The organism is Clostridium sp. AF32-7AC (assembly GCF_003477925.1).
GTDB classification, from domain to species: domain Bacteria; phylum Bacillota; class Clostridia; order Lachnospirales; family Lachnospiraceae; genus Otoolea; species Otoolea fessa.
The window spans coordinates 230,830-257,156 of record NZ_QUEG01000003.1; the positions used below are offsets into that span (position 1 = coordinate 230,830).

The window sequence follows — 26,327 nt, forward strand, 5'->3', positions numbered from 1 at the left end:
AAAAAAGAGGTGCCGCAAATGAAAGTGGATCCATTTGAAGCTGCCTCCTTTTATCTGTTATATACTCTTGAAATCTGCAACACCCGGAAGCGTTTCCGAACCTGTTTCAGCATCGCTTCCAGGTATATAATTCCGTGATTATTTCTCTACGATGTTCTTGAAGTACCAGTGGATATTGCCTGTGATATCTGCATCAGACATATGCTCGCCCTCGGTGCCAACGGTGGTTCCGTCGTTGCACTCGATCACGCCATCAAATACATCCCAGTCGCCAGACTCGATCTTCGCACGTGCCTCATCGATCTTCTCCTGCGTACCATCTACGCACAGGTCAGATAACGGGGAAATGTCTACCAGACCTTCCTCCAGACCGCCGAAGTAGTTCTCGCCTGTCCATGTACCATCAATCAGATCCTGTACAGCTTTGGTATAGTAAGCGCCCCAGTTCCAAACGGTGGAGGTCAGAACTGCCTTCGGAGCATCCTTGCTCATATCAGAGTTGTAACCAACACCAAATACGCCAGCTTCCTCAGCTGCCAGCTGCGGGTTCGGTGTATCGCAGTGCTGTCCAATGACATCACAGCCCTCGTTGATCAGGGCTACGGCTGCCTGTTTCTCACCTTCCGGATCGTACCAGCTGTTGGTGGTCTTGATGTAAACGGTTGCATCCGGGTTTACAGAATATACACCCATTGCAAATGCGTCACATCCGCCGGTAACCTCGGCATTGTCCTTGCCCCAGGCGCCGACATAACCGATCTTATTGCTCTCTGTCTTTAAACCAGCCGCGATACCAGTGAGGTAACGGGACTGATAAATCCGTCCAAAATAATTGTTAAAGTTCACACCGTTGGATTTGTAGCCGGTTGCATGGGAGAAGATAACGTCCGGATATTCTTCTGCCAGTGCCTCGCATGCATCCATGTAGCCCCAGCTTGTCGCGAAGATAATCTGGCATCCTTCCTCGACACACTCGCGCATTGCTGTCTCGATGGCAGTCTGATCATCGTCCGCTACGTTGTTCTTGCGGATAATCTGATCATCCTCCAGACCAACGGCTTTCTGCATCGCTACGATACCCTGATCATGCGTATAGCTGTAACCGGAACCATCCGCCGGATTTCCAATATGAATCACTCCGACCTTCAGATCCTCTTTAGCAACTGCCGGCATCACGCCCTCTGCTGCCTCGCCTGCTTCTGTGTCTGCCGCGTCAGCTCCCTTTTCCTCCGCTGCCTTCGTATCTGCTGTATCAGAAGACGAAGAAGAACAGCCTGCACACAGGGACAGCGCCATGGCAGCGCTCAGTAACACGCTTACTACTTTTCTCATAACATTTCCTCCTAAGAATGCCTGCGAATGCGGTTCTCTCCCTTTCTCATCGTTTGTCAGAATTCCCTCGCAGAACCTGAAATCCGAAAATAAAACCGCATTCCCGAAAATTTAGATCGATACAGGAGATATTATTGCATATTTACAGACGATTTTCAAGGAATTTGCCTGATTTTTACTGTGATATTTATTAATCTCTTTTCATAAGTTTTACTTATTTCTTTTTCTCTCCTGTAATCCCCCGATATGCAGGAAGGGAACACCGGAGGAATCAGCTGCCAGCATCTTTTTTCGACGCAGACAACACAAAAACAGGCACCAGACATTTCCTTTCAAAATGCCTGATACCTGCTCAGCTCACTGTAACTGATTTCTCTTATAACTTCGGCAAACACGTAACCGTCCACCTTATAATACACGGCTCTGTTTTAAGCCTCTGCCTCGCCATCTTCTTTCTTCTCTTCCAGAATCTTCATAAACTCCTCACCGGTGATCGTCTCCTTATCCAGAAGATAGTCTGCCAGCTCATGAAGCTTATCCTCATGCCCGGAAAGAATAGCTTTCGCTTTCTCATACGCGCTCTTTACCAGCGCAATCACTTCCTCATCGACCCTCGCCGCCGTCTCTGCCGAACAAGCCAGGGAAGTATCGCCGCCTAAGTAGGCGTTGTTGACCGTCTCGAGCGCTACCATGCCGAAATGGTCACTCATGCCGTAACGCGTCACCATCGCACGGGCGATCTTGGTTGCCTGTTCGATATCATTCGAAGCCCCTGTCGTGATAGAATGGAAGATCAGCTCCTCCGCCGCACGGCCGCCGGTCAGTGTCACGATCTTGTTGAACGCCTCTTCCCTGCTCATCAGGAAGCGCTGATCCGCCTCCACCTGCATCGTATATCCGAGTGCCCCGGAGGTTCGCGGCACAATCGTGATCTTGTGGACCGGAGCCGAGTGCGTCTGCAGCGCCGCTACCAGCGCATGACCGATCTCATGGTAGGAGACAATCTTCTTCTCATCCCCGGAAACACCGGCATCCTTCTTCTGATATCCGGCAATAACCGTCTCGACACTCTCTTCCAGATCCTGCTGGGACACGGTCTTTCGTCCCATCCGGACTGCCCGCAGCGCCGCCTCATTGACAATATTTGCCAGCTCCGCGCCGCTCGCACCGTTGGTGGCACGGGCGATCTCATTGTAATCCACACTCTCATCCACTTTAACCTTTTTGCCATGGACTTTCAGAATTGCCTCACGGCCTTTCAGATCCGGCAGCTCTACCGGAATCCGGCGGTCAAAACGTCCCGGACGAAGCAACGCCGGATCGAGGGATTCCGGACGGTTGGTCGCCGCCAGAATGACAACACCCTTCTTGCCGTCAAAACCATCCATCTCAGTCAGAAGCTGGTTCAGCGTCTGCTCGCGCTCGTCATTGCCGCCCATGCCGGCGCCGTCACGCTTCTTACCAATCGTATCGATCTCGTCGATAAATACGATACACGGCGCTTTTTCATTGGCCTGTTTAAATAAATCACGCACCTTCGCCGCACCCATGCCGACAAACATCTCAACAAATTCCGAACCGGAGATCGAGAAGAACGGAACGTGTGCTTCCCCGGCAACGGCCTTCGCCAGCATCGTTTTACCGGTTCCTGGAGGTCCGACTAACAGGGCGCCCTTCGGCAGCACCGCACCGATCTCCGAGTATTTTTCCGGCTTATGCAGGAAATCGACAATCTCTTTTAATGCATCCTTCGCCTCTTCCTCGCCAGCCACATCTGCAAATGTGATACCCGTCTCGGATTCTGCATAAATCTTCGCATTCGACTTGCCAAACGTCATTGCGTTGCCAGGTCCGCCACCCATCCGTTTCATCAACGAACGTCCCATGAGCTGTCCGATTCCCACAAAGAGAACCAGCGGCAGGATCCAGGTCAGCAGGAAATTCAGCAGCGGTGACGCCTGTGTGTTGATCTCCGCACTGTATTTCACATCCTTACCATCCAGCAGATCATACAGGTTGACACCCGGAATCTCGCCGGTTTTATAGGTGACATTCCACGCTGTGTTTTTATTGTCATTTTTTAGCGTATAAACGATCTCATTGTTCGTCGTCACATACACTTCATCGACATTATCTTCCTTCAACTGATCGCTGAACTGGTCAAACCGCACCTGCTGCGTCCGATCCATCATAGATGGAAAGAGGAAAATATTTAACAGCATGACAATCAGCATAACCAATCCATAATAATATAAAAATGATTTTCTGGGCGGCTGCTTTCCGCCGCCGTTCGTGTTCTCTACCATAGATTGTTCTCCTTATTGTGAGTCTGTGACAGATGGTTTCTGTGTTTCTGTCACATCGTTTCGTGATACATTAACATATACAGCATTCTTTGTTATTTGTCAATCCATAATAGTAAATATTTATTTACTTTTTATATTTGTTGACCTTTTTGTCTGGATGTGCTAGAGTACAAGTAAATTGATGTTTCCTTGTTTGCAATTTATGTTTGTGAAATGGACCGCATTTTATTACTTTGATATTTAAATTTGGAGGTTTTCCTATGAATCCAGGCAAAAAAAATTCAAATCTTTTAAAAAACACCGGTATCCACTTCCTGGAGTTTGCACTCGGCTTTCTCTCCCTGGCGAAATGCCACTACCAGCCAAGCCATGATATGAAAGTCAACTCGCTTCCATTTTTTGCCCTGATCGCGCTCGACAGCTGGGCAGATCAGGACTATACCATGTCTGAGCTGGCGGACAAGCTGAGTATCACAAAGCAGCAGCTCTCCCATATGATCAAGGTTCTTGAGGAACGCGGTCTGGTCGAGCGGATCCATGATACAGCCAACCGCCGCCGCGTCTACATCCGCATCTGCGATTCCGGCCGTGAGATGATGAACCAGATGAAGCAGGAAATGCTGTCTTCCACCCTGTTTGGGCTGCGCTCTTACACCCCGGAAGAACTGGCATCGATGGACGAGTGCCTGTGCCGCCTGATGGAATTAATGAAGAAATTCAACTGTGAAACCGATGAACCTGCGAAGAATGTATCCATATGATAAAGACACCGGAGACACTTTTTTCTCCGCTTTCTTTTAAATCCTGTATAATTGACTTTTGTAACGTCCAGCAGCATTCCGGATTGATTTCTCTGCCATTTCATCCTTTCATCCGTTCCGGTGTGTTCCACACCTCGGCAGAGTTTTCTTTCTGTGCCAATGGACGTTTCTCAATGATACAGAAAGAAGGTTCCTACATATTATGCCACAAATGATAGAAAATCATATTTTTCCACACGCTACTCATAGCAAGCACACTCTCCCCCTCTCATCCAGGCAAACTTCTGCTGCCATTCCACGCCTTTCCGGTCAAACGCGTGCTGCCACACCTGCAAGAGCCCAAAAGGCCGCGGACGAATTTGCCCGCTACCTGCTCACGCGCAACCTTGCCGATGAGACACTCCGCGCTTACACTTATGCGGTACGGCAGTATTTTACCTATTACCGTGACATTACCTACCCCAATTTAAAGCTATACAAAATCTTTCTGCTCGAGCACTACAAGCCGCAGACCATCAACCAGCGGATCCGGGCTTTGAATGCCTACCTGGATTTTAAAAAGCTCTATCCCGGGCATCTTCCCATGGTAAAAATCCAGCAGAAAACATATCTGGATCACATGATCAGCGAGGCGGATTATGAATACCTGAAACGCTGCCTGCTTCGGGATGAACGGTACACTTACTATTTTCTCATCCGTTTCATGGCGGCAACCGGCGTCCGGGTCAGCGAGGTGATTCAGTTCCAGGCAGAAGATATTTTCTCCGGCTATAAGGACATCTATTCCAAAGGAAATAAAGTCCGGCGCATCTACATCCCACAGTCACTCCGAACCGATACCCTCAAATGGCTTTCCTTTCTCCACAAATCCCACGGTCCCATCTTCCTCAACCGCTTCGATTCCCCCATCTCTCCAGGCGGCATCCGCAGCCAGCTCAAAACCATCGCCCTCTCCTACCACATGACACCGGAAATGGTACATCCGCATGCATTCCGCCACCGGTTTGCCAAGAGTTTTATCGAAAAATGCGGCGATATTTCCCTGCTCTCCGATCTGCTTGGACACAAAAATCTCGAAACAACCCGGATTTACCTGCGTCGTTCCAGCAGCGAGCAGTATGAGATTGTCAACCGGGTAGTCACCTGGTAGAGAGGAGGAAATGAAGCACATATGAATTTTGAAACACTTATTTCCGACTTTGGCATTTACCTTGAAAAACAGGGGCACGCCGCCATCACCATCCGGGTCTACAGCTGTTCCGTCCGGCTGTTTTTTTCGCATTATAACAGCCTTTCAGTCGAGCACCTGCAGTCGTACCGGCGCTGGCTGCTGGAATGTTATAAGCCATCGACAGTGAATACGCGGATTCTGGGGATGAACCGGTTTCTGGATTTTATGCAAAACAGAGGATTGTTGGATAATGAAAAGGCGAATTTTCAATCCCCCATATCCGCCCCCACAGATTCACTCCGCATCACTCCCACGGGTCACTACCGCCTGCGCCCCATCCGGGAGCAGAAGCACACCTACCTTGATACAGTGATCTCCCAGAAAGATTATGACCGGCTCAAACGGCGGCTAAAAAAGGATGAAAATTACTTCTGGTATTTCATCGTGCGTTTTCTCGCCTCCACCGGCGCGCGCGTCAGTGAACTGCGCCAGATCAAAATGGAGGATCTGCAGCTTGGCTATCTCGATCTCTACTCCAAAGGCGGCAAGATACGGCGATTGTTCTTCCCCCGCTCCCTCTGCGGGGAAGCAATCCCCTACTTTGCCTCTCGCGGCATCGACAGCGGCTTTCTCTTCCTGACCCGCCGCCGCACCTGCATCTCCGCACGCGCCATCGAGATGCAGTTAAAAAATATCGCAAAGCGCTACCGCATCAATCCGGCAACAATGTACCCGCATTCTTTCCGGCACCGCTACGCCATCAATTTTTTGAAACGGTTCAATGACATTTCCCTGCTGGCGGATCTGTTAGGACACGACAGCATCGAGACAACCCGGATTTACCTGATGAAATCGAGTCAGGAACAGCAGACAGTGATTGACCGGGTGGTGACGTGGTAGGCACAGGCGTGTGAAAACCATAAAAGGGGAAAGAACTGCCATTTTCCACAATTCTTTCCCCTTTATTATAGATTTATTTTTTCTCTGCCTCCACAATCACGAGCTCATATGGAAGTGCTTCCTCAGCGCTATCGGTTCTAATGTTTTCACCCGACCGTTCTACCGCATTCTCTTTTTTCTCCTGCTTCCCACTGTCCAGCTTTGTCTCAACATTCTGTTCCGCCTTCTTTTCAGAATCTTCCTCCTTTTCTGCTGTTCTACTAATAAGACGATGGGAGATTTCATTTGGTTTTATATATTTGCAATTTTTTTAACAACTTTTCTTTCCAAATAAACATTTTTCAAAACGGAAGTTAGAAGAACCAGATGGATAATAGAAAACGCATAAAGATATTACAGGCATAAAAAAAGCCCGGCAGAAAGAAAATGTGCTATGACATTCTCTCCCTACCGGACTTTTCCTAATATTAAATTTCCTTACAGCACCTTACTCAAAAATGCCTTCAATCTTTCGCTCTTTGGATGCTCGAAAAACTCCTTCGGTTCGTTTTCTTCGATGAAGTTGCCGCCCTCCATGAACATGACGCGGGTTGCCACCTCGCGGGCGAAGCCCATCTCATGGGTAACCACGACCATCGTCATGTGCTCCTCGGCAAGCTGGCGCATTACATTTAATACCTCACCTACCATCTCCGGGTCAAGCGCGGAGGTTGGCTCGTCAAAGAGCATCACATCCGGATGCATCGCCAGGGCGCGGACGATCGCCACACGCTGTTTCTGACCGCCAGAGAGCTGTCCCGGATAGGCGGATGCTTTTTCCTTTAATCCGACGCGTTCCAGAAGCTTCAGTGCCTCCGTCTCTGCCTCGTCCTTTGGGCGTCCGAGCAGTTTCATCGGTGCCAGCGTCATATTATCAAGAATCGTCATGTGCGGGAACAGGTTGAACTGCTGGAATACCATTCCCATTTTCTGACGAAGTTTATCAATGCTTGTCTTCGGATCCGTGATATCCGTTCCCTCAAAATAGATGTGTCCGCCGGTCGGGGTTTCCAGCAGGTTCATGCAGCGCAGAAATGTGGATTTACCGGAACCGGATGGTCCGATCACACAGACAACATCCCCCTTGCGTATCTGGGTAGAAATATTAGTCAGGACCTTTAAATCACCGAATGCCTTGGAAAGATCCTTGATGTCAATTATCACTTCTCCGTTTTGTACTTTATCGTTCATTCTTTCTCAGGCTCCTTTCCAGATTCTGTGCAAAGTGGTTGAAGATCATCGTCAGCGCCAGATAAACAGCAGCCACTATCAGAAGCGGTGTCCACGCGTCATACGTTCTGGAACGGATGATATCGCCGCCCTTCGTCAGATCCTGCACCGCCACGTAACCGGCTACCGAAGTCTCTTTCAGAAGAACAACAAACTCATTGCAAAGTGCCGGAAGTACGTTTTTAAATGCCTGCGGCATAATGATATAGCGCATCGTCTGCACATAGTTAAAACCAAGGCTTCGACCTGCCTCCATCTGTCCCTCGTCGATCGACATGATACCGGAACGGAAGATCTCCGCTACATACGCTGCCGAGTTAAGACCAAACGCGATCACACCGACAAAGACGCCAGCAAATACACGCGATACAAAAATACAGTAGTAGAAAATCATCAGCTGGATGACAACCGGCGTTCCCCGGATGACCGTCAGATATACCTGGCAGACACCATTTAAAAATTTCATTTTTCCAGTTTTGTCGTGAGTTGCACGAACAATCGCAATCAGCAGACCAAGGGCAATGCCGATCAGGGTCGCAAATAACGTGATGATCAGGGTATTTTTCAGGCCCCCTGTCAGATACTGCCACCTGTCATCCTTGATCAGGTTTAAATATAAGGCCTGCTTGAGTTTCTCCAATCTGTTTTCCTCCTTGTAAGGTGATATAGACTTGAAAAAGGGCTGCCGCCGAACCGTGTTTTCGCCATTCTGCAGCAACCTTTTTCCGTTCCGTCAGATACCGGAAGCACTCTGGGTGTTTTCCGGATCACCTGAATCCATCCATCTGACGATTCATTTCAATTCTCTTTTATATTACTCAGCGGTAATGTATTTTTCAACGATCTCGTCCAGTTTTCCAGACTCTTTCAGGTTTGCGATGGATGCGTTGATAGCGTCCAGAAGCTCTGTATTGCCCTTCTTAACTGCGATTGCGTACTCTTCTTCTGCATACGGTGTTTCCAGAAGCTTTAAGCCTTCATTCTCGTCTACAAATACCTGTGCCGGTTTGTTGTCAATGATAACTGCATCGATCTTGCCAGTGGACAGCGCCTGTACTGCATCGGCGCCCTTGGAAAATCTCTGTACGCTCTCCTCGCCGAAATCATCGGTGGAGTACAGGTCGCCGGTGGTACCCTGCTGAACGCCGATCTGCTTGCCCTTTAAATCATCCAGGGATGCGATGTCGCTGTCCTCTGTTACGATAACAGACTGAACGCCGATTGCGTAAGTGTCAGAGAAATCCACCTGGGTCTGACGATCCTCGGTAACAGTCATACCTGCTGCTGCGAAATCAGCTTTGCCGGACTGAACCTCCGGGATGATAGAATCGAATGCTACGTCGGTGATTTCCAGAGATGCTCCCATATCCTCGCAGATAGCGTTTGCAATATCTACGTCGATACCTACGATATCATTTCCATCGTGGTACTCATACGGTGCGAACTCAGCGTTGGTGGACATAACCAGAGTCTTTCCTGCAAATGCGCTGTCGCCAGCTTCTGCTGCCTCGCTGCCCTCTGCTGCCTCTGCGGTTGTCTCCTCATTCTCCTCTGCGGCTGCGGTTGTCTCTGCCGGTTTGGAAGAGCATGCTGCTAACGATGCTGCCATAGCAGTTGCCATAGCGATTGCTGCTAATTTCTTTTTCATAATAAATTCCTCCTCATTTCTATTCGCTGCTTTTGTATTTTTATGCAGTAAATACGAATATTCTTACTTTTATTACTGTATCTAGGAATACATTATACCGCATTTTTATAAATAATCAAGCCTGAATTCCTGTTTTTTACAGGGTTTTGTATGATTATGCATTCTTTTCCAATTTGTACGGTTCCAGTTACGGACAGATCTGGTTGTTAATTCTTGGCACGGGAGTTTAATAGTTGCATAATCAGGTTAGTGAAATTTTGAAAGTAAATGAAAGCAGATGACAGCTCGAAGAATGTTTCCGGTTTCCGAACGGATTATCACTTCATAACGAACAGTAAAATGAGAACAATTCCAAAAATGGACAAGGAAGAAAAAATACTATAGTCTGCAACAGCAACAAAAATCGCTGCACCCCAGCAAATACAAGGGTTACAGCGATTTTATTTTCACTCAACTGCCAAAGACTGGATATATATTTTTTTCAATAATCCAAATTTTTGTTTTTTCTGTGTTTCCTGTTTTCAAATTTCACGTTCTCTCCACAGGCAATATCATTTACTTAGAGAATTTCTTTGAAAAAAATTTTCTTTTTTCTACCAATAACTCAACAATCACTTGACAACACCTTGATAGTTCAGCGCCTCAGCTAAAAAAACTCATAAAAGCAATCCATTCGTTATAATAGCGTTGACTAGAAACTATAAAACAAGCCCGGCAACCAGGTTGATACGACAGGAACAAACGATACCAGCAGCAAAATAGGTAATGCACCAAAAAGCAAAAATGGAAGAATAGGTTTAATAAGTTTATGAATCGGAACATCACAAACTCTGGAACATGCCATCAGACAAGTAGCCATTGGCGGTGTAATTGAGCCAATACCGATCGAAACAAAAACGATTACTGCTAACTGAATTGTATCAATCCCACATGCAGTAGCAATCGGTGTAAGAAGCGGCACCAGCGTCAAAATAATAACATTTCCATCCAAGAAAAAACCTATAAAAAACAGCAGAAGATCTATTAACAGGATAAGACCAATACGATTATTGGTAATTCCCAACATTAACTCTGCCACCAACTCAGGAATATGGTTAAGTGTCATCAAGCGACTGAAAATCAAAGTCATTGGAAACATTATAACCAATGCCGAAACATCCTTGACTCCCTTAGAAAAAACGCCCATCAATTGAACCAGAGAAAGCTTTTTATAAACTACCACTCCCATGATCGCTCCATATAAACAGGTAATTGCACCTGCTTCTGTCGCTGTAAAAATGCCGCCATAGATACCCCCTAACACAATTACCGGCATTAAAACTGCTACAACAAGCTCTAAAAAAAATCTATTCCGGCTTATAGTCTCACGCGCATTTTTTTCTGATTCTTCTTTAGGCTCATTATCTTCAGTACATGCAGAAACGGATGCAACTGTTTTACCCGCATATTCTGGATGATAATATTTTATATAAATAATCCGATTAATGATCAAATAGAGCCCTGCCCATATTAATCCCGGCACAATCGTAGCCATAAATAAAGCACCAACCGATGCCGAGGACACGGATGCAAAGATAATAGCATTTACATTTGGTGGAATCATAAAGCCAAAAGGACTGGAAGCTGCAATTAATGCCGCTAAATATGCTTTATCATATCCTTTCTTTTCCAATTCTGGCACCATAGCTGTTGACAGTGTATTAGCCGTTGCCAATGCTGAACCGCAAAGGGCTCCAAAAAAGCAGGAAACTACTGGAATTGTGGCCGTCAATCCTCCCTTTACATTATGTAGCATCTTATCCGCTACCCGAATCAGCACATTTGCAATTCCGCTTCGCTCAATCAAAGAACCTCCTACTATAAAAAGCGGAATCGCCAACATAGAAATAGAGTTCAAAATGTAAAACGCATTCGTTGCAAACGTTCCTGTACTTCCAAGCCCCATATATGCCACAAAAAAGGAGCCGCCCAAAAATGCTAACGGAACTGCAACGCCGGAAAAAATCATGAGTAAAATTAATACTGCAGCTATTCCAAATATCATAATGTGCGTAACCTCCTTATAGATTTACAAACATTCACCACATAATAAACCATCATCCCCAAAGCTCCTAAAAATACAGAAGCATATACCCACCACATGCTAAATCCAACAGCCGGAGACACCGTATTACGTTCAATATGTGTCATCATTAAATTAAATGTTAATGGCATAAATAATCCACATATTATAGTAGAAATAATCAAACTAAACAAATGAAGTGCTTCTTTTGACTTTTCCGTCTTACACAGATTCAAGAAGAAATCGACTTTTAGCATATTGTCATCACGCACAACCAGTATTACTCCAAGCCATACAAATACAATAAATAGAATTGTTGGCAATTCCTCATAGCCGTGCATATTAATATTAAATACCCAACGACTGAAGATTGTCAGATTAACCATAATCATCATCACAATCAACAAAATACCCGCTAAATTTCCAACCACAAATTCAACTATATGATCTAATTTTTTTAAAAATTTCACCACGTTCCTCCTCTCTTTAACGGTAAATAAAAAAGCAGGGGATACTACAAACATAGATATCAATCCACTTGCAGCATCCCCCATACCATTAATAATTAAACAGCTCAGATACCTGATTGTATAATTCTTCTCCAATCAGTTCTCTCCACTTATCCGACAGAGAAGCCGCATACTCTTTCCATTGATTCAATTCCTCATCTGTTGGCTGATAATATGTAATTCCTTTTTCATCAAAGAATTTTTCTGCGTCTGCTTTCATATCTTTATAAGATTCATATTCAGCCTCTGAACACGCCCAGGCAGCATCTACAAATATCTTTTGATCCTCTTCACTATACTGATTAAACTTATCTAAATTCATCATCAAACTATACGAAGTCCACTGAGCTCCAACATATGAATAAAATGGTGCTACTTCATAATAATTTTCAATAATATATGAAGGTATCTGCTGATCCGTAGCCGTAATCAAACCATTCTGCAGCGATGTATATAACTCTCCGTATGGCATAATTGCGATATTTCCCAAACCGCCATAAAATTCGTTAACAATAGCATCTTCATATGTTCGAAACGTTTCATTCGCCAGATCCTTCGGCACTTTAATCAATTTATCTGTCGAAAAGATGTGGCGCTGTAAGCCACTGTTTTGTGCCAAAAGTTTAATTCCATTTTCTTCATAAAGCTTTGTATTAATAGCAAATCCTTCTGCATTCGGATTAGCAAGCTTTTCCCTCACTGTGTCTAAATCAGGTAATAAAAATGGAATTCTTTGCCATGCAAATCTCTTATCTACATTAGACATTCCGGCACCAAAGTTAAAATCCGTCTCCCCATCCTGAATCATCTGAAAGGATTCCGCATCGCTGGCATAACTGGAATACCAATAAATATCTACTACATAACGGCCATTACTATTTTTCTCCACCTCTTCTTTAAATTTCAGTAGTCCATCAGCCCAGGGATTATAATCCGGGGCAACCTCTGGATCTAACGCTGATGTTGTCAAAACAAGATGAGTTGCATCTGAATCTGCTTTCGTAGTTTCTTCCGCTTTATCGCTCTGCAGTGCAACTGTATTATTACCTCCACATCCAACTATAGTTAATGCCATCATTGCTGCCATTGTCGTTGCAATTAATTTTTTCATTGTACTCCTCCTTTTTCAACATCCACCATATTCTTTTTCTGCTCGTTCCTGGCTGATCAAGCCATCTTTCACATCACACTTTAATGCTTTTTTATCTCTCTCAAGCGGATTACCCCAACCTCCGCCGCCACTTGTCTGAATATAGAGTCTATCTTTCTTATAAAAACGCACCCTTGCTTTCGAAGGCAAATGTTCTTCCGTTCCATCAGCTCTATTTACTGTAAAACGAGCTCCTAATGCTGCTTTTCCACCATTCAATCCCCACGGTGCCGTATTAACACGATCAGAGGCAATAAAGCAGTCCACCTCATCTGTCTGGAATTCCAGGACTCGCTCAATTCCAAATCCACCCCTGTGCTTACCAGGTCCTTCAGAATTTGGAGCTAAACCATATCGTATTACCTTAACCGGCATGATTCTTTCAAGAACTTCTACTGGTGTATTTCTGGTATTAGTCATATGCGTATTAACTCCACTGGTTCCATCTTGATCGCACATTCCACCATATCCTCCTCCAACAGTTTCACCATTAGCAAAGAACGAATGTGTTTCTGGATTATAACCACCCAGCTGAATTCCATTCATAGATCCACAAGCAGCCGCACATACTTTTTCTGGAACCACTTGAGCCAGTGCACCAAGCAGTACATCTACCAAACGCTGACACGTAATAGAATTTCCAGAACCGGTAGCTGCTGGATATACCGCATTTACCAAGGAACCTTCCGGTGTTATAACCTCAAAGCGGCGATATGTTCCAGAATTCGGTGGAATCGTGGGATCCGTCACTGCTCGAACAACATAATAAATGCAAGCCAACGCCATCGGACGAACACAATTCAAAGGTCCTCTTACCTGAGGGCATGTTCCCGTAAAATCAATTTTAATATGTGGACCTCCTGTAGTAATTGTTACCTTGATTTTTAATGGCTCTGTTGTCGTAATTCCATCTCCCTCTAAGAAATCCTCAAATTCAAATGTCCCTTTCGGAAGTTTTTCTAACTCTGCTCCCATTCGCCGGTCACAGTAGTTCTCTAACTCTGCAATTGCCTCAAGAACTACTTCTACGCCCATCTCATCACATAATTCCTCAAACCGCTTTTCTCCTACATTATTTGCTGCAATCTGAGCCATCAAATCTCCGCTACTTTCGTATTTTGTTCGGATATTAGAGCGAAACATAGCAAAAATCTCAGGATCTACTTTTCCTTCTTTTTTTATCTTTACTGGTGGGAAGCAAATCCCTTCATGGAAAATTTCCGTTGCATCTGGTGTTAACGAACCCGGAACCTTTCCTCCCACATCTACATGATGCGCCAGATTTCCTACAAAAGCTACTAGCTCTCCTTTAAAAAAGATCGGAGAAAAGATAATAATATCTGGCAAATGAGTTCCACCAATGAATGGATCATTGTGCATGATAGCATCTCCAGGTTTCAGTTCTTTTTTGTTAATATGCTTTAAAGCTCCCTTTACTCCCCAAGGCAACACTCCTGAATGAACAGGTATATGCTCTGCCTGTGCAATCGTCTCTCCATTTACATCAAATAACGCACACGAACAATCTCTTCTATCTTTAATATTTGTGGAATAGGCTGTCCGAATTAATGCTGCTCCCATCTCTTCTGTAATTGCAAAAAAACGATTTCGCATAACTTCCAATGTGATTGCATCCATCTTTTCATTCCTCCTTTTAGTTCTCTTCTAATGCTTCCATCTTCCCAGTCTCATGATTTGCAATCTTCACAACCAAATTCATTCTCTCATCTACTGTCACCTTATCGCCAGGCCCTACTACGGACGTAGCTCCTGTTTCCTCTATGATTGCCGGACCGATAAAGCTGTTACCTGCTTTTAAAGCATCTCGTTTATATACGGCTGTATCCAGCCACTCTCCCATAAAATAAGCTTTTCGAATTTCTTCTGGTTTTGGAAGTTCCTTGCTAATTTCTCCTTTTGAATACAAGTTACTTTTGTCCATTTCCCCAACTACAGAAAGACGCAAACTAACCAACTCCATGGGATCATTCTTCTTAAATCCATAAGAACGCTCATGTGCATCACTGAAATCATTCACAAGCTTATCCCAAACCAGCTGATTCACCGGGCTATTGGGTACCGAAATCGTTAATTCGTAGGCCTGACCAAAATAACGGATATCTATTTTTCTCTCAAAACTTACGCTACTCTCTGATACGCCATCTCGAGCCATTTCTTTTCTTGCTTCAGCCTCTAATTTTTCAAATTTTTCTTCCATATGGTCGAAAGAAACATCTTTTTCATGTTTATGATACGTGCATACTTCATCATATCTAATTGGTGCAACTAATAATCCAAAAGCAGAAAAGTTTCCAGGTGCGATAGGAATAACAACTGTTCCTATATCCAGAGTTCTTGCCAGTTCAACCGCATGAAGTGCTCCCGCTCCTCCATATGGCAGAAGCACAAACTTTCTCGGATCGATTCCTCTTTCTACCGTCATAACTCTAATTGCTCTGACCATGTTGGAATTCGCTACACGAAGAATTCCCTCTGCTACTTCCTCCACTGTCATATTTAATTTTACGGCCAATTTTTCTTCTATCGCTTTCCGTGCAGCCGCCACATCCAGGTGCATTTTTCCACCTAGCAATTTTTCACCCACACGACCTAACACAGCATGAGCATCTGTTACTGTTGGTTCTGTTCCTCCTTTGCTATAACAAACCGGTCCCGGTACTGCTCCTGCACTGCGAGGACCAACCCGAAGCGCTCCGCCAGCATCCAGCCATGCTATAGAGCCTCCTCCTGCTCCAATCGTAGTAATATCTATATGTGGGAATTTTACCGGAAATCCCTCAATCACTCCTTCACCTGTGATACCAATAGAACCATTCTGCACAATTCCTACATCAAATGACGTTCCTCCAAGATCTCCAGTAATAATATTATGATAATCCGTAATCTTGGAAAGAAATTCGGCAGCCAAAACACCTCCAGCCGGACCAGATAATAACGTATTCACACTCTTCTGAGCTGCAATCTGATCGGTCATCATACCTCCAGAAGATTGCATAATAGTCAATGGAGAATTAATCCCATTTTCATCTAATCGTCTACGCAACTGGGATACATATTTCTGCATTCTTGGCTGAACATATGCATTCATAACGGTTGTATTCATTCGTTCAAATTCACGAAACTCCGGCAAAATTTCACTAGATACAGACACTGGAAAATCTGGTGCGATTTCACGAATAACTTCCAACGCTTTTTTCTCATTTTCATCATTCGCATAAGAATGAAGAAAACAGATTGCAATGGATTCCGCTCCCTCTTCCATTAATTCATGAATCGTTTTCTTTAATTCCTCCATATCCAACTGCACCAATACAGTTCCCGTATAATCCATTCTTTCGTCTGCCTCCCGACGAAGATATCGGGGAATTAATGAAGCTGGTTTTCTAGCATGTAAATCATAAAGTTCTGGTCTGCTCTGGCGACCAATATCTAAAACATCTCTAAATCCTTTTGTTGTTATTAATGCTGTTACAGCGCCGTTTCGTTCCAAAAGTGTATTTGTAGCCACTGTCGTTCCATGTGCAACACCCGTCACACAATCTGGTGCTACTCCCAACTCTTCTAAAAGTGCTCTAATTCCGTTCAGAACACCTATACTTTGATCTTCAGGTGTAGAAGGCGTTTTTGCAAAATACACCTTACCATCTTCATTTATTCCGACTACATCGGTAAACGTTCCTCCTACATCTACACCTAATTTCAATTTAGCCATTTTTCATCCTCCTTTATCTCTATCCCTGGTAATAATTTACTTTCGGCATATATTTACTTCCTAGCATCTTATGAAATTCTGGGTATCTTGATTGTTCCGGGTGACGTCCTTTCTTTTCTGTTACATCATTAGCCAGCCATTGTAATGGAATAATGTAAAATAATGGAGTTAAAATTTCATCCATTCCTCCTGGAAGCGAGATAAAACGACCTTTTATTTCAATCTCTTTTTCAAAGCCCTCGTAACCAATAACTGTCACGTGATCCGAATGCTCCTGAGCAAATTGAATCATTCTCTTTATTCGCTCTACTCCAGGTCCCTCGTTTACCAAAAAAATCAAATATGACCACTTTTCAAGACAATGATACGGACCATGCATGTACTCTTCCACATCATATACCTCTACCGGGATTCGCACTCCTTCTAATACCTTAAGAGCCCCTTCTTTAGCTGCAGCTGTTAAAGTACCACCTCCGATAATTGTCACAGATGGAGCAGATTTATACTCCTCCGCAAAATCTTCAATTTCTTCAGATGTACATCTCAAACTTTGCTCCATCCATTTTGGAACTAACGAAATGTCTAATTCCTTACCAGCTAATCCCGCAGCATATAAATACAACATTGCTATAGTCGAAGTAAATCCCTTCGTTTTGGCCCCTACCAGTTCTTCTCCTGTACATGTATCCAAAATTGCCTCAGCACTTTTTCCGCCAGGATTATCAGGCTCGGCTGTTACCATAACGGTTCTAGCCCCATACTCTCTTCCTTTTTCCAAACAATGTATCGTCCCAATACTACGTGCCGTCTGTGAAATTCCTAAAATCAGCGTTTTCTCATCTAGTCGATAATGTGGATAGTAATACAAAAAATCAAATGGGGTAAACACCTGAACCTCTGCATTGAACCATTTTGTAAATGCATATTTAGCCGCAATTGCTGTATGAAGTGAGGTTCCAGAACCAATTAAATAGATTTTATCAAATGGACCTTTTCCCACTATAGAATACACACTATCACACACTTTTTCTGCATTTTGGCAAACTCTTCTAATTGTGTCTGGCTGTTCCAATATACAGCTCTTCATGGTTTGCTTCATTCTATGTATGCCTCCCAACTCTTGTATTTTTCTCTATTTTATTTTTTTACCTGTATGTCCTGCTCTTCGATTTTTTTTGAAGCAAAATTAATTGCTCCTAGAGCTCCTGCTTTTCCTCCCAAGTTTGCCAAACAAATATCCGCCTGAATTGGCGTAAGCCTGCCAACCTCCTCTCGAATCCGCTGAATCACAGATCCCATAGAATCAGAAACTCCACCGCCTATTACAACCTTCTCTGGATTTAAAAGACTAATCGTATTGGCTATCGCAACTGAAAAATCACGAACAAATTTGTCTATTACCGGTATTACTGAGGCATCTCCTCGGCTATATGCTGTAAATAATGCTTCTGCCGAACCAACAATTTGATCCAGTGCCGAGCCAGAACATTTTTTTTCTAAAATTCCCTGTTGTCCTAATTTATTAATTTCCCCTTTTTCCACATCAGAACTTTCTAAATAATATCCTAATTCTCCTGCTCTTCCTTGAGCCCCCAATACCAACTGTCCACCACATACTAATGCTCCGCCAATACCTGTTCCCAATGCAATAAACAACATATCATCCGTCTGTTCACCTGAACCTATCCAACGTTCACCTAATGCTGCCAGATTCACATCATTTCCGACATACACTGGAAATGAAAAATATTCATTCATTAAACTTTGCAAAGGAAATTGATTCCACGATAATGCTTTGGCACGCACCACTGTTCCATCTGAATCCACCGTTCCCGGGACTCCAATTCCCATGCCAAATATCATTTCTCGTTTAATTCCTGCTGCTTCTAATGACTCCTCTACAATCTGGACTAATTCCTCAAACTGATTTTTGGTTGGTATTTTTTTTTCGTACACAATATTACCCACCAAATCTGTTATCAAAAACAAAAGTTTTGTTCCGCCAATATCCATGCCAATACAATACGCAGATTTTGGATTAAATCCCAACATAGTAGATGGGCGTCCAACCCCTGATGGAGACATACAGTCTCCATACTCAACTAGGAGCTTTTTCTTAATTAATTCATCTACAATCGCACTAACTGTTGTTTTACTTAAATTTAATGCCTTTGATATCTGTGCACGGCTAATCGGCTGTTTCTCCTTGACCATATTCAGAATCAATGTCCGATTAATTTTTCGTATTAATTCTAAATGCCCTAAATTTCCATTCTTCTCCATATTACACCCCTTACTCACTTAATTAGTTCAGTGCACTTACTAATTCTTTTAAAAATTACCTCTCGTATTAAGCAAGAGGATTTATATATAAAATACACTTTTATTATTCTGTTTTCAATAGGTTTTTTCAACAAAATATCTTTATATTTTCGTAAAAATCGCCAAAACGCGTTTCACATAATTTGTTTCTTTAGAAAACTAAATGTCATTTTCAAGATACACGCCCATATATGCTGAACTCTTTTTGCAATGCAATTGATAATTCATAAAATCAATTATATCTAACAAAAATGCAATTACAAACCAAGGATGACAGTAACTGTCAACCTGTAACGAATCAACAATTTCAAGAATGTTTTTACTAACCTTCTATATGGTTCCACACATACCCATGCAGTAGAACTTTCAACATTTTCTTATCTCGCTCTTCCCAGGCGGCTTGTACATTCTCCATATCGAACATGGGCATTCTTCGTAAATCTGATATGCTGAAATCTCCCAAGAGCAGGCGTGGCAAAGGCAACTGAAAGAAACGATAGCAACAAAAAACAGGTCCGGACGCACGGAGAGTAATCAGTGTATCTGAACCTAGCTTTTCTATGGTCTTTCCGATGAATAGCTTGGCTGGCTTTTCATTGAAATTTCTTATGCTTTTTTTCGTTGACATTTAATACTGTTCAATGATCATATAATCAAGAAATGGGTTTGTTACCGTACAGCTATTGCTTAAGCGGGGTGCTCGTTTCTTTTTTGTGTTCACCATATCGTCCTGTCATTATTCAAGAATGCCTCGGTGCTCTTGTAGCAAAAAGCAGACGCACCCTTTCTTACGTCCTCGAACATTTTTCCGCATCGATCGCCAGCACAAACATCAATGCATCCAATGCATATTCCGGCTCATTTACCTGAATAACATACGTGTCCGTCATATGGAACAGCTCTTTGCTGACACTGGCAACCGAATATCCCCTTTGATCGAGGATATTATAATCCCATTCCATAATCGAACCATCGATATGCCAGCCATTGTAATCAATGTTGTAATGCGGTGTCAGAAAAGAGATTTCTTTACTCAGACATCCGATATAGGTGCCGTTTTTATATATCTCAAATTTGGGCAGAAATGTCAGTACACGCTGAACAACCATTCCAATTTCATTGCCGTCTGCATCATATATCACCAGCTTATGGCCCCAGGATAACTGGCCTTTTACCACATATACTGTATTGCCAAACTCATCATAAATATCATAACTGTCAAACCACGAAAATAACCGCTGTTTAAATAAAAGCTTCATAAAATCACCTCAAATATCATAATCCGTTCTCTTTTGTCCTCGCCCGGAAACAAATCCGATGTGTCGATCTCATCATAAAACATTAGCTGTTCCTCCGTCATCAGACAACTGATATATTCCTCCGATGGATAATAAAAAAACAGCAGTATCTCTCTCTGATTTTCGTAATAGGACTCATATATCCTGGCAAGAACAGAATGCAATATCTCTAACGAAAATGGATTAAAAAAATAACACCGGTTCACTTCTGGAGGAAGCTCATAGTTCTCCGCACTGCTTAAGATAAAGGAAGTACGGTTTCCGGACACTGCCGTCTCCTTATTTTCTGTTGCCCCCTGATAAATACGTTCATCGTATTCGATTCCGATTGTTTTACACCTTGTCTGATAGGACAAATAAAAACAGACTCTTCCCTTGCCGGTCCCATAGTCCAATAAGGTATTATTCTTACGGATTAATCCGCTGTTCGCCAACCGTTCCAGGACCACGTATGCCGTCGGTTCGTATGGGTATCGGTATTGATCCGCATGCGAATCGTCTCTGCCGCTTGTTCGGATTTTCAGGAATCTATCCCATTGAGTTTCATTTTGGTTCATGGTATATCTCCCGTATCATTTACTCGATTCTTATATCTACAGAATATAGGAAATTGGCAGCGCTTGTCAACTTGCAGCTTTGGAAAGAAAAAAATTGCAAATATGTAAATCTCCCATCGTCTTATTACGCACAGATCTGGTTGTTAATTCTTGGCAAATCTAATATTTCGTACTATAACTATTCTGTACCGTTTTCTCTGTACTGGGCATCGGCTTCGCGTTTTTTGTTTCATAGGACACAATTTCCCATGGAACAAAGAAATCGCACCTGATTCACAAGATACGGAACCATTCCTTAGGTTTTATTACGAAAGAAGGCTTTTTATGATTTCCCATCTCCTTACCTTAACTGCCTGGTCTATGACGCCGCCCGCAGTCTGGTCTCCCTTTCATTTAGTATTTATGCTGATCGGCATCCCACTCGCCGCCTTTGCCGCCTGGAAGCTGCGGACGCGCTCCGAAGCGTTCCGTCTGCATCTGCTCTTTGCCTGCGGTGTTTTTCTGGCATTTTCCGAGGTCTACAAACAGCTTTTTCTCTATTACATAGAAAACAACCGGCACTACGACTGGTGGTATTTTCCATTCCAGCTCTGTAGCCTGCCGATGTACCTCTGCCTGCTGCTGCCCTTTGTTCCGCATAAATATCAACGTATTTTTTGCACTTTTATGTATAATTACAACCTGCTCGGTGCCGTCATGGTGTTCGTCGATCCGTCCGGTCTGATGCACCCGTACTGGACGCTGACCCTGCATGGATTTATCTGGCATATCCTTCTGATCTTCATCGGGCTGCTCATCGCCTTTTCCCGCATGGTGCTGCCAACCGCCAAAGGATTCTGGCAGTCTACAGCTGTATTTGCGGTCGGATGCGTCATCGCAACTATCATCAATGTTACCTCGCATCCGTATGGAAACGCGGATATGTTTTATATCACGCCGTACTACGCGACCACGCAGATTGTGTACTCCCAGATCGCTGCTAAATTTGGAATTTTTGCCGGAAACACGGTGTATGTGCTTTCAATCATTTTGGGCGCATGGCTGCTGCATCTCGTATATGAAATTCTCTCCCACAGAACCTGCCACTGACAGCCTCTTCCAGATGCATGGCAACTTTAAAAGAGCGCCAGCCCCGCATTCACAGCCGGGCAGACGCTCTTTTCTATAATAGCTCAATTAATTCACTGTCACGGTAAAATCCACTGAAACGACTCTGTAACAATGGATTTTACCCTTTTATTTTTATTTACTGAATCTCGCTATGGAACTCCTGCAGGGACTTAACCTCCAGATGTCCGTTCTTCTTGATACTTCTCAGAGCCTGTACGGTAGCCTTTGCTGCTGCCATGTTGGTGAAGTACGGAATCTTCGCCTTTACAGCTGCCTTACGGATGTAGCTGTCATCGCCTCTGCCCTTCTTATCGTTCGGGGTATTGATAATGATTGCCACTTCTCCGTTGGTAATCTTATCTAAAATGTTCGGACGGCCTTCGTTGATCTTGCATACCTTCTCAGCCGGAAGTCCTGCTGCTACCATCACATCACAGGTTCTGCCTGTACCCATCAGGGTAAAGCCACACTCGTAGAAGCCTCTTGCAACCTCGATCAGCTCTATCTTATCCTTGTCATTGACACTCAGGAGGACAGTTCCTGAGGAAGGAAGACGTGTCTGGGTTGCTTCCTGTGCCTTGTAGATAGCCTCACCAACGCTGGTGGACATACCAAGAACCTCACCGGTGGAACGCATCTCCGGTCCAAGTACCGGGTCAACCTCCGGGAACATCTTGAACGGGAATACCGGCATCTTAACACCGTAGTGCGGAATCTTCTTCTCTTTCAGTGCCGGAACCGGTGACGGACGACCTGTTAAGTAGGAAGTCATGATATCCGTTGCCAGTTTTACCATCTTGATGTTGCATACTTTAGATACCAGCGGCACGGTACGGGATGCTCTCGGGTTTGCCTCCAGCACGTATACTTCGCCGTCCTCGATTGCATACTGCATGTTCATCAGACCTACAACGTGCATCTCTTTTGCAATACGGCTTGTGTAATCACGGATTGTCTCTACCTGATCCTTGGTCAGATTTCTGGACGGAAGGATACAAGCGGAGTCACCGGAGTGGATACCTGCCAGCTCGATATGCTCCATAACAGCCGGAACAAATACGTTCTCGCCATCGCTGATAGCATCTGCCTCACACTCGGTTGCATGATGCAGGAAACGGTCAATCAGGATCGGACGATCCGGAGTTACACCGACAGCTGCTCTCATATAGAAGGTCATCGCTTCATCGTCATGAACAACCTCCATGCCGCGGCCGCCAAGTACATAGGACGGACGAACCATAACCGGGTAACCGATCTTATTCGCAATCTCTAATGCGTCATCAACGGTAACTGCCATGCCTGACTCCGGCATCGGAATCTGCAGTTTATCCATCATCGCACGGAACAGGTCACGATCCTCTGCCATGTCGATGGTTTCCGGAGTTGTACCCAGAATATTGACACCATATTTCTTCAGGTCTGCTGCCAGGTTCAGCGGTGTCTGGCCACCAAACTGTGCGATAACTCCCAGCGGTTTCTCCTTATGATAGATGCTTAATACATCTTCCAGAGTCAGCGGCTCGAAATACAGTTTATCGGAGGTATCATAGTCTGTAGATACGGTCTCTGGGTTGCAGTTAACGATAATTGTCTCAAATCCAAGCTCTTTCAGAGCGATAGCTGCATGTACGCAGCAGTAGTCGAACTCAATACCCTGACCGATACGGTTCGGACCGCCGCCCAGAATCATGATCTTCTTGTTGTCGCTGCACGGACTCTGATCCTTGATGTGATAGCTGGAGAAGTAGTATGCAGAATCCGGTGTGGCACTTACGTGTACGCCCTCCCAGCCTTCTACGATACCTTCTTTGGTTCTTGCATCGCGGATCTCTTCCTCTGTAACGCCTAACAGCTCGCTTAAATATTTATCTGCAAAACCGTCCAGCTTCGCCTGGCGGAGAACCTCAACCGGCGGAACCTCGCCCTTATACTGCATCAGGCTTTCTTCCTCTTCTACCAGTTCTTTCATCTGCTGGATGAAGTAATGTTTAATCTTGGTTAATTCGAACAGCTCGTCTACGGTAGCGCCCTTACGAAGTGCCTCGTACATAATAAACTGACGTTCGCTGCTCGGAACATGCAGCATCGCAAGCAGTTCTTTTTTTGTCTTCTTATCGAAGTCTTTCGCATGACCAAGACCGTAGCGGCCTCTCTCCAGGCTTCGGATTGCCTTCTGGAATGCCTCTTTGTAGGTCTTTCCGATACTCATAACCTCGCCGACTGCCTTCATCTGGGTTCCCAGCTTGTCCTCTGCGCCTTTGAACTTCTCAAATGCCCAGCGTGCAAACTTGATAACGATATAGTCGCCGGACGGAACATACTGATCCAGAGTACCGCTCTTGCCGCATGGAATCTCATCCAGAGTCATACCGGTTGCCAGCATCGCTGATACCAGTGCAATCGGGAAACCAGTTGCCTTGGATGCCAGGGCGGACGAACGGGAGGTTCTCGGGTTGATCTCGATAACAATATCACGGTCTGTCTTCGGATCGTGTGCCCACTGTACGTTGGTACCGCCGATTACCTGGATTGCTTCTACGATCTTGTAGGATTTCTCCTGCAGACGTTTCTGTACTTCTTCCGAAATGGTTAACATCGGAGCAGAACAGAAGGAATCTCCGGTGTGTACGCCCAGCGGATCAATATTTTCAATAAAGCAGACAGTGATCATGTTGTTCTTCGCATCGCGGACAACTTCCAGCTCAAGCTCTTCCCATCCAAGGATAGACTCCTCTACCAGAACCTGACCAACCATGCTGGCCTGCAGGCCTCTTGCACACACGGTCTTCAGTTCTTCTACGTTATATACAAGACCGCCGCCTTCGCCGCCCATGGTGTAAGCCGGACGAAGAACAACCGGATAACCCAGTTTATCTGCGATTGCCAGTGCATCCTCAACGCTGTAGGCAACCTCACTTCTAGCCATCTCGATGCCCAGGCTTTCCATTGTATGCTTAAACTCGATACGGTCCTCACCACGCTCGATAGCATCAACCTGAACGCCGATTACTTTAACATCATATTTATCCAGAACACCTGCTGCTGCCAATTCGGAGCAGAGGTTCAGTCCGGACTGTCCACCCAGGTTCGGGAGCAGCGCATCCGGGCGCTCTTTTTCAATGATCTGAGTCAGACGGTCTACGTTCAGCGGCTCAATATAAGTCACATCTGCTGTCTCCGGATCCGTCATAATCGTAGCCGGATTGGAATTGACCAGCACAATCTCATAGCCGAGTTTTCTCAGTGCCTTGCACGCCTGTGTTCCCGAATAATCGAACTCACACGCCTGTCCGATAATGATTGGACCGGAACCGATAATCAATACTTTGTGAATGTCATTTCTCCTCATGTTTTCTCCCTCTCATTGTCTGCTGTTTTTTTGCTTTAAAAAAGCGGCCTCCCGGATCAACTAAAAATCAAGCACCCCCGCGGTGCCTTCACGCGCGTCTGTCTGATCTTCCGTCACCCTGACAGCCTCCGCCAATCGCAGCTCTGCCAGACCCCAGTTAGCCATTATCAGCATTATAATAGAAAGCGCTTTATTTGTAAACAAAAAATTTTACAAAAATCGATCTTTTTCGCTTTTCAAATTTGATCTTCTATGATATTATAGTAAAGATATACTGGGGTGTTTATTTTGTCCAAAAGGCAGATTTAGACCCTCTTATTTTCGTTCCTGCGCGAGAATGTGCCAAGGCACATTCTTTTTTATTATCTTGTCCTACGAAAATCCTACGAAAAGGAAAGGGGTTATCCATTATGAAAAAAGTTGTCATCATCGACGGTCAGGGCGGACGCATGGGGCGCGCTCTCGTAGAAGAAATCCAGAAACTCTGTCCCGGACAGCCGCTTCTCGCGCTCGGTGCCAACACCACTGCCACTGCCGCGATGATGAAAGCCGGAGCTGCCATGGGCGCCACCGGAGAAAACCCCGTTCTCGTCGCCTGCCGCGATGCCGACCTAATCATCGGACCAATCGGCATCGTCATTGCAGACTCCCTCTTAGGAGAAATCACCCCTGCCATGGCAGCCGCCATCGGACAAAGCCGCGCCCAGAAAATCCTGATTCCTGTCAGTGGAAGCTCCTATTGCCGCCATATTTTAGTAGGAACACAGAATTTACCAATGAATGAATATATCCATTTGGCGGCAGAGGAAGCAGCTGCCTACCTGAATCATATTTAAAAAATGCACGAAGC

At 44.6% G+C, this 26,327-nt stretch carries 20 protein-coding genes; 5 read left to right on the forward strand and 15 right to left on the reverse strand.

Annotated elements, in window-relative coordinates:
- Positions 1 to 138 precede the first annotated feature (138 nt).
- The gene (locus DWZ45_RS06720; protein WP_107000564.1) at positions 139 to 1,332 is read right to left on the reverse strand and encodes a BMP family ABC transporter substrate-binding protein; all 1,194 of its coding nucleotides are present in this window, start codon (positions 1,330 to 1,332) and stop codon (positions 139 to 141) included.
- Positions 1,333 to 1,760: 428 nt separating this feature from the next.
- Positions 1,761 to 3,638 (reverse strand): ATP-dependent zinc metalloprotease FtsH, encoded by a 1,878-nt coding sequence (gene ftsH / locus DWZ45_RS06725; protein WP_118468261.1) that lies wholly within the window; start codon positions 3,636 to 3,638, stop codon positions 1,761 to 1,763.
- A 260-nt stretch (positions 3,639 to 3,898) separates the two neighbouring features.
- On the opposite strand from ftsH, the gene DWZ45_RS06730 reads away from it, so the two are divergent.
- From DWZ45_RS06730 to DWZ45_RS06745, 3 genes are all read left to right on the forward strand, one after another.
- The gene (locus tag DWZ45_RS06730; RefSeq protein WP_118468263.1) at positions 3,899 to 4,399 is read left to right on the forward strand and encodes a MarR family transcriptional regulator; all 501 of its coding nucleotides are present in this window, start codon (positions 3,899 to 3,901) and stop codon (positions 4,397 to 4,399) included.
- 202 nt (positions 4,400 to 4,601) lie between these two features.
- Positions 4,602 to 5,549, forward strand: a complete 948-nt coding sequence (locus tag DWZ45_RS06740) for a tyrosine-type recombinase/integrase (protein ID WP_243023463.1) — start codon at positions 4,602 to 4,604, stop codon at positions 5,547 to 5,549.
- A 21-nt stretch (positions 5,550 to 5,570) separates the two neighbouring features.
- The gene (locus DWZ45_RS06745) at positions 5,571 to 6,470 is read left to right on the forward strand and encodes a tyrosine-type recombinase/integrase (protein ID WP_118468267.1); all 900 of its coding nucleotides are present in this window, start codon (positions 5,571 to 5,573) and stop codon (positions 6,468 to 6,470) included.
- Between the two features lie 477 nt (positions 6,471 to 6,947).
- Here the strand turns inward: DWZ45_RS06745 and DWZ45_RS06750 are convergent, their stop codons facing one another.
- The 12 genes from DWZ45_RS06750 to DWZ45_RS06810 all read right to left on the reverse strand — a co-directional run bounded on the left by DWZ45_RS06750 (position 6,948) and on the right by DWZ45_RS06810 (position 21,018).
- Entirely contained in the window at positions 6,948 to 7,700 is a 753-nt protein-coding gene (locus DWZ45_RS06750) for an amino acid ABC transporter ATP-binding protein (RefSeq protein WP_118468269.1), read from the reverse strand.
- Positions 7,690 to 8,379 carry an amino acid ABC transporter permease gene (locus DWZ45_RS06755; RefSeq protein ID WP_022360148.1) on the reverse strand — a complete coding sequence of 230 codons (690 nt, stop codon included), beginning with the start codon at positions 8,377 to 8,379 and terminating at the stop codon, positions 7,690 to 7,692. Before DWZ45_RS06755 ends, DWZ45_RS06750 begins: the two co-directional genes overlap by 11 nt.
- 174 nt (positions 8,380 to 8,553) lie before the next feature.
- Positions 8,554 to 9,387 carry a basic amino acid ABC transporter substrate-binding protein gene (locus DWZ45_RS06760; protein WP_117796215.1) on the reverse strand — a complete coding sequence of 278 codons (834 nt, stop codon included), beginning with the start codon at positions 9,385 to 9,387 and terminating at the stop codon, positions 8,554 to 8,556.
- Between the two features lie 691 nt (positions 9,388 to 10,078).
- Positions 10,079 to 11,431 (reverse strand): TRAP transporter large permease, encoded by a 1,353-nt coding sequence (locus tag DWZ45_RS06765; RefSeq protein WP_117796216.1) that lies wholly within the window; start codon positions 11,429 to 11,431, stop codon positions 10,079 to 10,081.
- On the reverse strand, positions 11,428 to 12,054 hold the full coding sequence (locus DWZ45_RS06770) for a TRAP transporter small permease (protein WP_117796217.1): 627 nt from the start codon (positions 12,052 to 12,054) through the stop codon (positions 11,428 to 11,430). The genes DWZ45_RS06765 and DWZ45_RS06770 overlap by 4 nt, the downstream gene beginning before the upstream one ends.
- Positions 12,008 to 13,069: a TRAP transporter substrate-binding protein gene (locus DWZ45_RS06775; RefSeq protein WP_117796218.1), complete on the reverse strand. Its 1,062-nt coding sequence runs from the start codon at positions 13,067 to 13,069 to the stop codon at positions 12,008 to 12,010. Before DWZ45_RS06775 ends, DWZ45_RS06770 begins: the two co-directional genes overlap by 47 nt.
- A gap of 15 nt (positions 13,070 to 13,084) precedes the next feature.
- Complete coding sequence (locus DWZ45_RS06780) at positions 13,085 to 14,746, reverse strand: hydantoinase B/oxoprolinase family protein (RefSeq protein ID WP_118468271.1); 1,662 nt, start codon at positions 14,744 to 14,746, stop codon at positions 13,085 to 13,087.
- Positions 14,747 to 14,762: 16 nt separating this feature from the next.
- Complete coding sequence (locus DWZ45_RS06785) at positions 14,763 to 16,841, reverse strand: hydantoinase/oxoprolinase family protein (RefSeq protein WP_118468272.1); 2,079 nt, start codon at positions 16,839 to 16,841, stop codon at positions 14,763 to 14,765.
- A gap of 19 nt (positions 16,842 to 16,860) precedes the next feature.
- On the reverse strand, positions 16,861 to 17,940 hold the full coding sequence (locus tag DWZ45_RS06790) for an SIS domain-containing protein (RefSeq protein WP_118468274.1): 1,080 nt from the start codon (positions 17,938 to 17,940) through the stop codon (positions 16,861 to 16,863).
- Between the two features lie 38 nt (positions 17,941 to 17,978).
- Positions 17,979 to 19,124 (reverse strand): ROK family transcriptional regulator, encoded by a 1,146-nt coding sequence (locus tag DWZ45_RS06795; protein WP_117796220.1) that lies wholly within the window; start codon positions 19,122 to 19,124, stop codon positions 17,979 to 17,981.
- Between the two features lie 827 nt (positions 19,125 to 19,951).
- Positions 19,952 to 20,422 carry an LURP-one-related family protein gene (locus tag DWZ45_RS06805; protein ID WP_118468278.1) on the reverse strand — a complete coding sequence of 157 codons (471 nt, stop codon included), beginning with the start codon at positions 20,420 to 20,422 and terminating at the stop codon, positions 19,952 to 19,954.
- Complete coding sequence (locus tag DWZ45_RS06810) at positions 20,419 to 21,018, reverse strand: methyltransferase domain-containing protein (RefSeq protein ID WP_107000571.1); 600 nt, start codon at positions 21,016 to 21,018, stop codon at positions 20,419 to 20,421. Before DWZ45_RS06810 ends, DWZ45_RS06805 begins: the two co-directional genes overlap by 4 nt.
- A 324-nt stretch (positions 21,019 to 21,342) precedes the next feature.
- Here DWZ45_RS06810 and DWZ45_RS06815 point away from each other — a divergent pair, with 324 nt between their 5' ends.
- Positions 21,343 to 22,107: a YwaF family protein gene (locus DWZ45_RS06815; protein ID WP_118468280.1), complete on the forward strand. Its 765-nt coding sequence runs from the start codon at positions 21,343 to 21,345 to the stop codon at positions 22,105 to 22,107.
- A 157-nt stretch (positions 22,108 to 22,264) separates the two neighbouring features.
- Here DWZ45_RS06815 and carB read toward each other — a convergent pair whose 3' ends face one another.
- A complete protein-coding gene (carB, locus tag DWZ45_RS06820) occupies positions 22,265 to 25,477 on the reverse strand; it encodes a carbamoyl-phosphate synthase large subunit (RefSeq protein WP_107000573.1) in 3,213 nt (1,070 codons plus the stop codon).
- 410 nt (positions 25,478 to 25,887) lie between these two features.
- Between carB and DWZ45_RS06825 the strand changes: the two genes are divergently transcribed.
- Positions 25,888 to 26,313 carry a DUF3842 family protein gene (locus tag DWZ45_RS06825; RefSeq protein WP_107000574.1) on the forward strand — a complete coding sequence of 142 codons (426 nt, stop codon included), beginning with the start codon at positions 25,888 to 25,890 and terminating at the stop codon, positions 26,311 to 26,313.
- The last annotated feature ends 14 nt before the right edge of the window (positions 26,314 to 26,327 follow it).

Bases quoted from the DNA above. Each gene is read 5' to 3' on its own strand.
- DWZ45_RS06790 (WP_118468274.1), bottom strand. From the start codon at position 17,940: ATGAAGCAAACCATGAAGAGCTGTATATTGGAACAGCCAGACACAATT.
- DWZ45_RS06750 (WP_118468269.1), bottom strand. From the start codon at position 7,700: ATGAACGATAAAGTACAAAACGGAGAAGTGATAATTGACATCAAGGAT.
- DWZ45_RS06795 (WP_117796220.1), bottom strand. From the start codon at position 19,124: ATGGAGAAGAATGGAAATTTAGGGCATTTAGAATTAATACGAAAAATT.
- DWZ45_RS06810 (WP_107000571.1), bottom strand. From the start codon at position 21,018: ATGAACCAAAATGAAACTCAATGGGATAGATTCCTGAAAATCCGAACA.
- carB (WP_107000573.1), bottom strand. From the start codon at position 25,477: ATGAGGAGAAATGACATTCACAAAGTATTGATTATCGGTTCCGGTCCA.
- DWZ45_RS06765 (WP_117796216.1), bottom strand. From the start codon at position 11,431: ATGATATTTGGAATAGCTGCAGTATTAATTTTACTCATGATTTTTTCC.
- DWZ45_RS06815 (WP_118468280.1), top strand. From the start codon at position 21,343: ATGATTTCCCATCTCCTTACCTTAACTGCCTGGTCTATGACGCCGCCC.
- DWZ45_RS06720 (WP_107000564.1), bottom strand. From the start codon at position 1,332: ATGAGAAAAGTAGTAAGCGTGTTACTGAGCGCTGCCATGGCGCTGTCC.
- DWZ45_RS06825 (WP_107000574.1), top strand. From the start codon at position 25,888: ATGAAAAAAGTTGTCATCATCGACGGTCAGGGCGGACGCATGGGGCGC.
- ftsH (WP_118468261.1), bottom strand. From the start codon at position 3,638: ATGGTAGAGAACACGAACGGCGGCGGAAAGCAGCCGCCCAGAAAATCA.
- DWZ45_RS06775 (WP_117796218.1), bottom strand. From the start codon at position 13,069: ATGAAAAAATTAATTGCAACGACAATGGCAGCAATGATGGCATTAACT.
- DWZ45_RS06745 (WP_118468267.1), top strand. From the start codon at position 5,571: ATGAATTTTGAAACACTTATTTCCGACTTTGGCATTTACCTTGAAAAA.
- DWZ45_RS06780 (WP_118468271.1), bottom strand. From the start codon at position 14,746: ATGGATGCAATCACATTGGAAGTTATGCGAAATCGTTTTTTTGCAATT.
- DWZ45_RS06785 (WP_118468272.1), bottom strand. From the start codon at position 16,841: ATGGCTAAATTGAAATTAGGTGTAGATGTAGGAGGAACGTTTACCGAT.
- DWZ45_RS06760 (WP_117796215.1), bottom strand. From the start codon at position 9,387: ATGAAAAAGAAATTAGCAGCAATCGCTATGGCAACTGCTATGGCAGCA.
- DWZ45_RS06730 (WP_118468263.1), top strand. From the start codon at position 3,899: ATGAATCCAGGCAAAAAAAATTCAAATCTTTTAAAAAACACCGGTATC.
- DWZ45_RS06740 (WP_243023463.1), top strand. From the start codon at position 4,602: ATGCCACAAATGATAGAAAATCATATTTTTCCACACGCTACTCATAGC.
- DWZ45_RS06805 (WP_118468278.1), bottom strand. From the start codon at position 20,422: ATGAAGCTTTTATTTAAACAGCGGTTATTTTCGTGGTTTGACAGTTAT.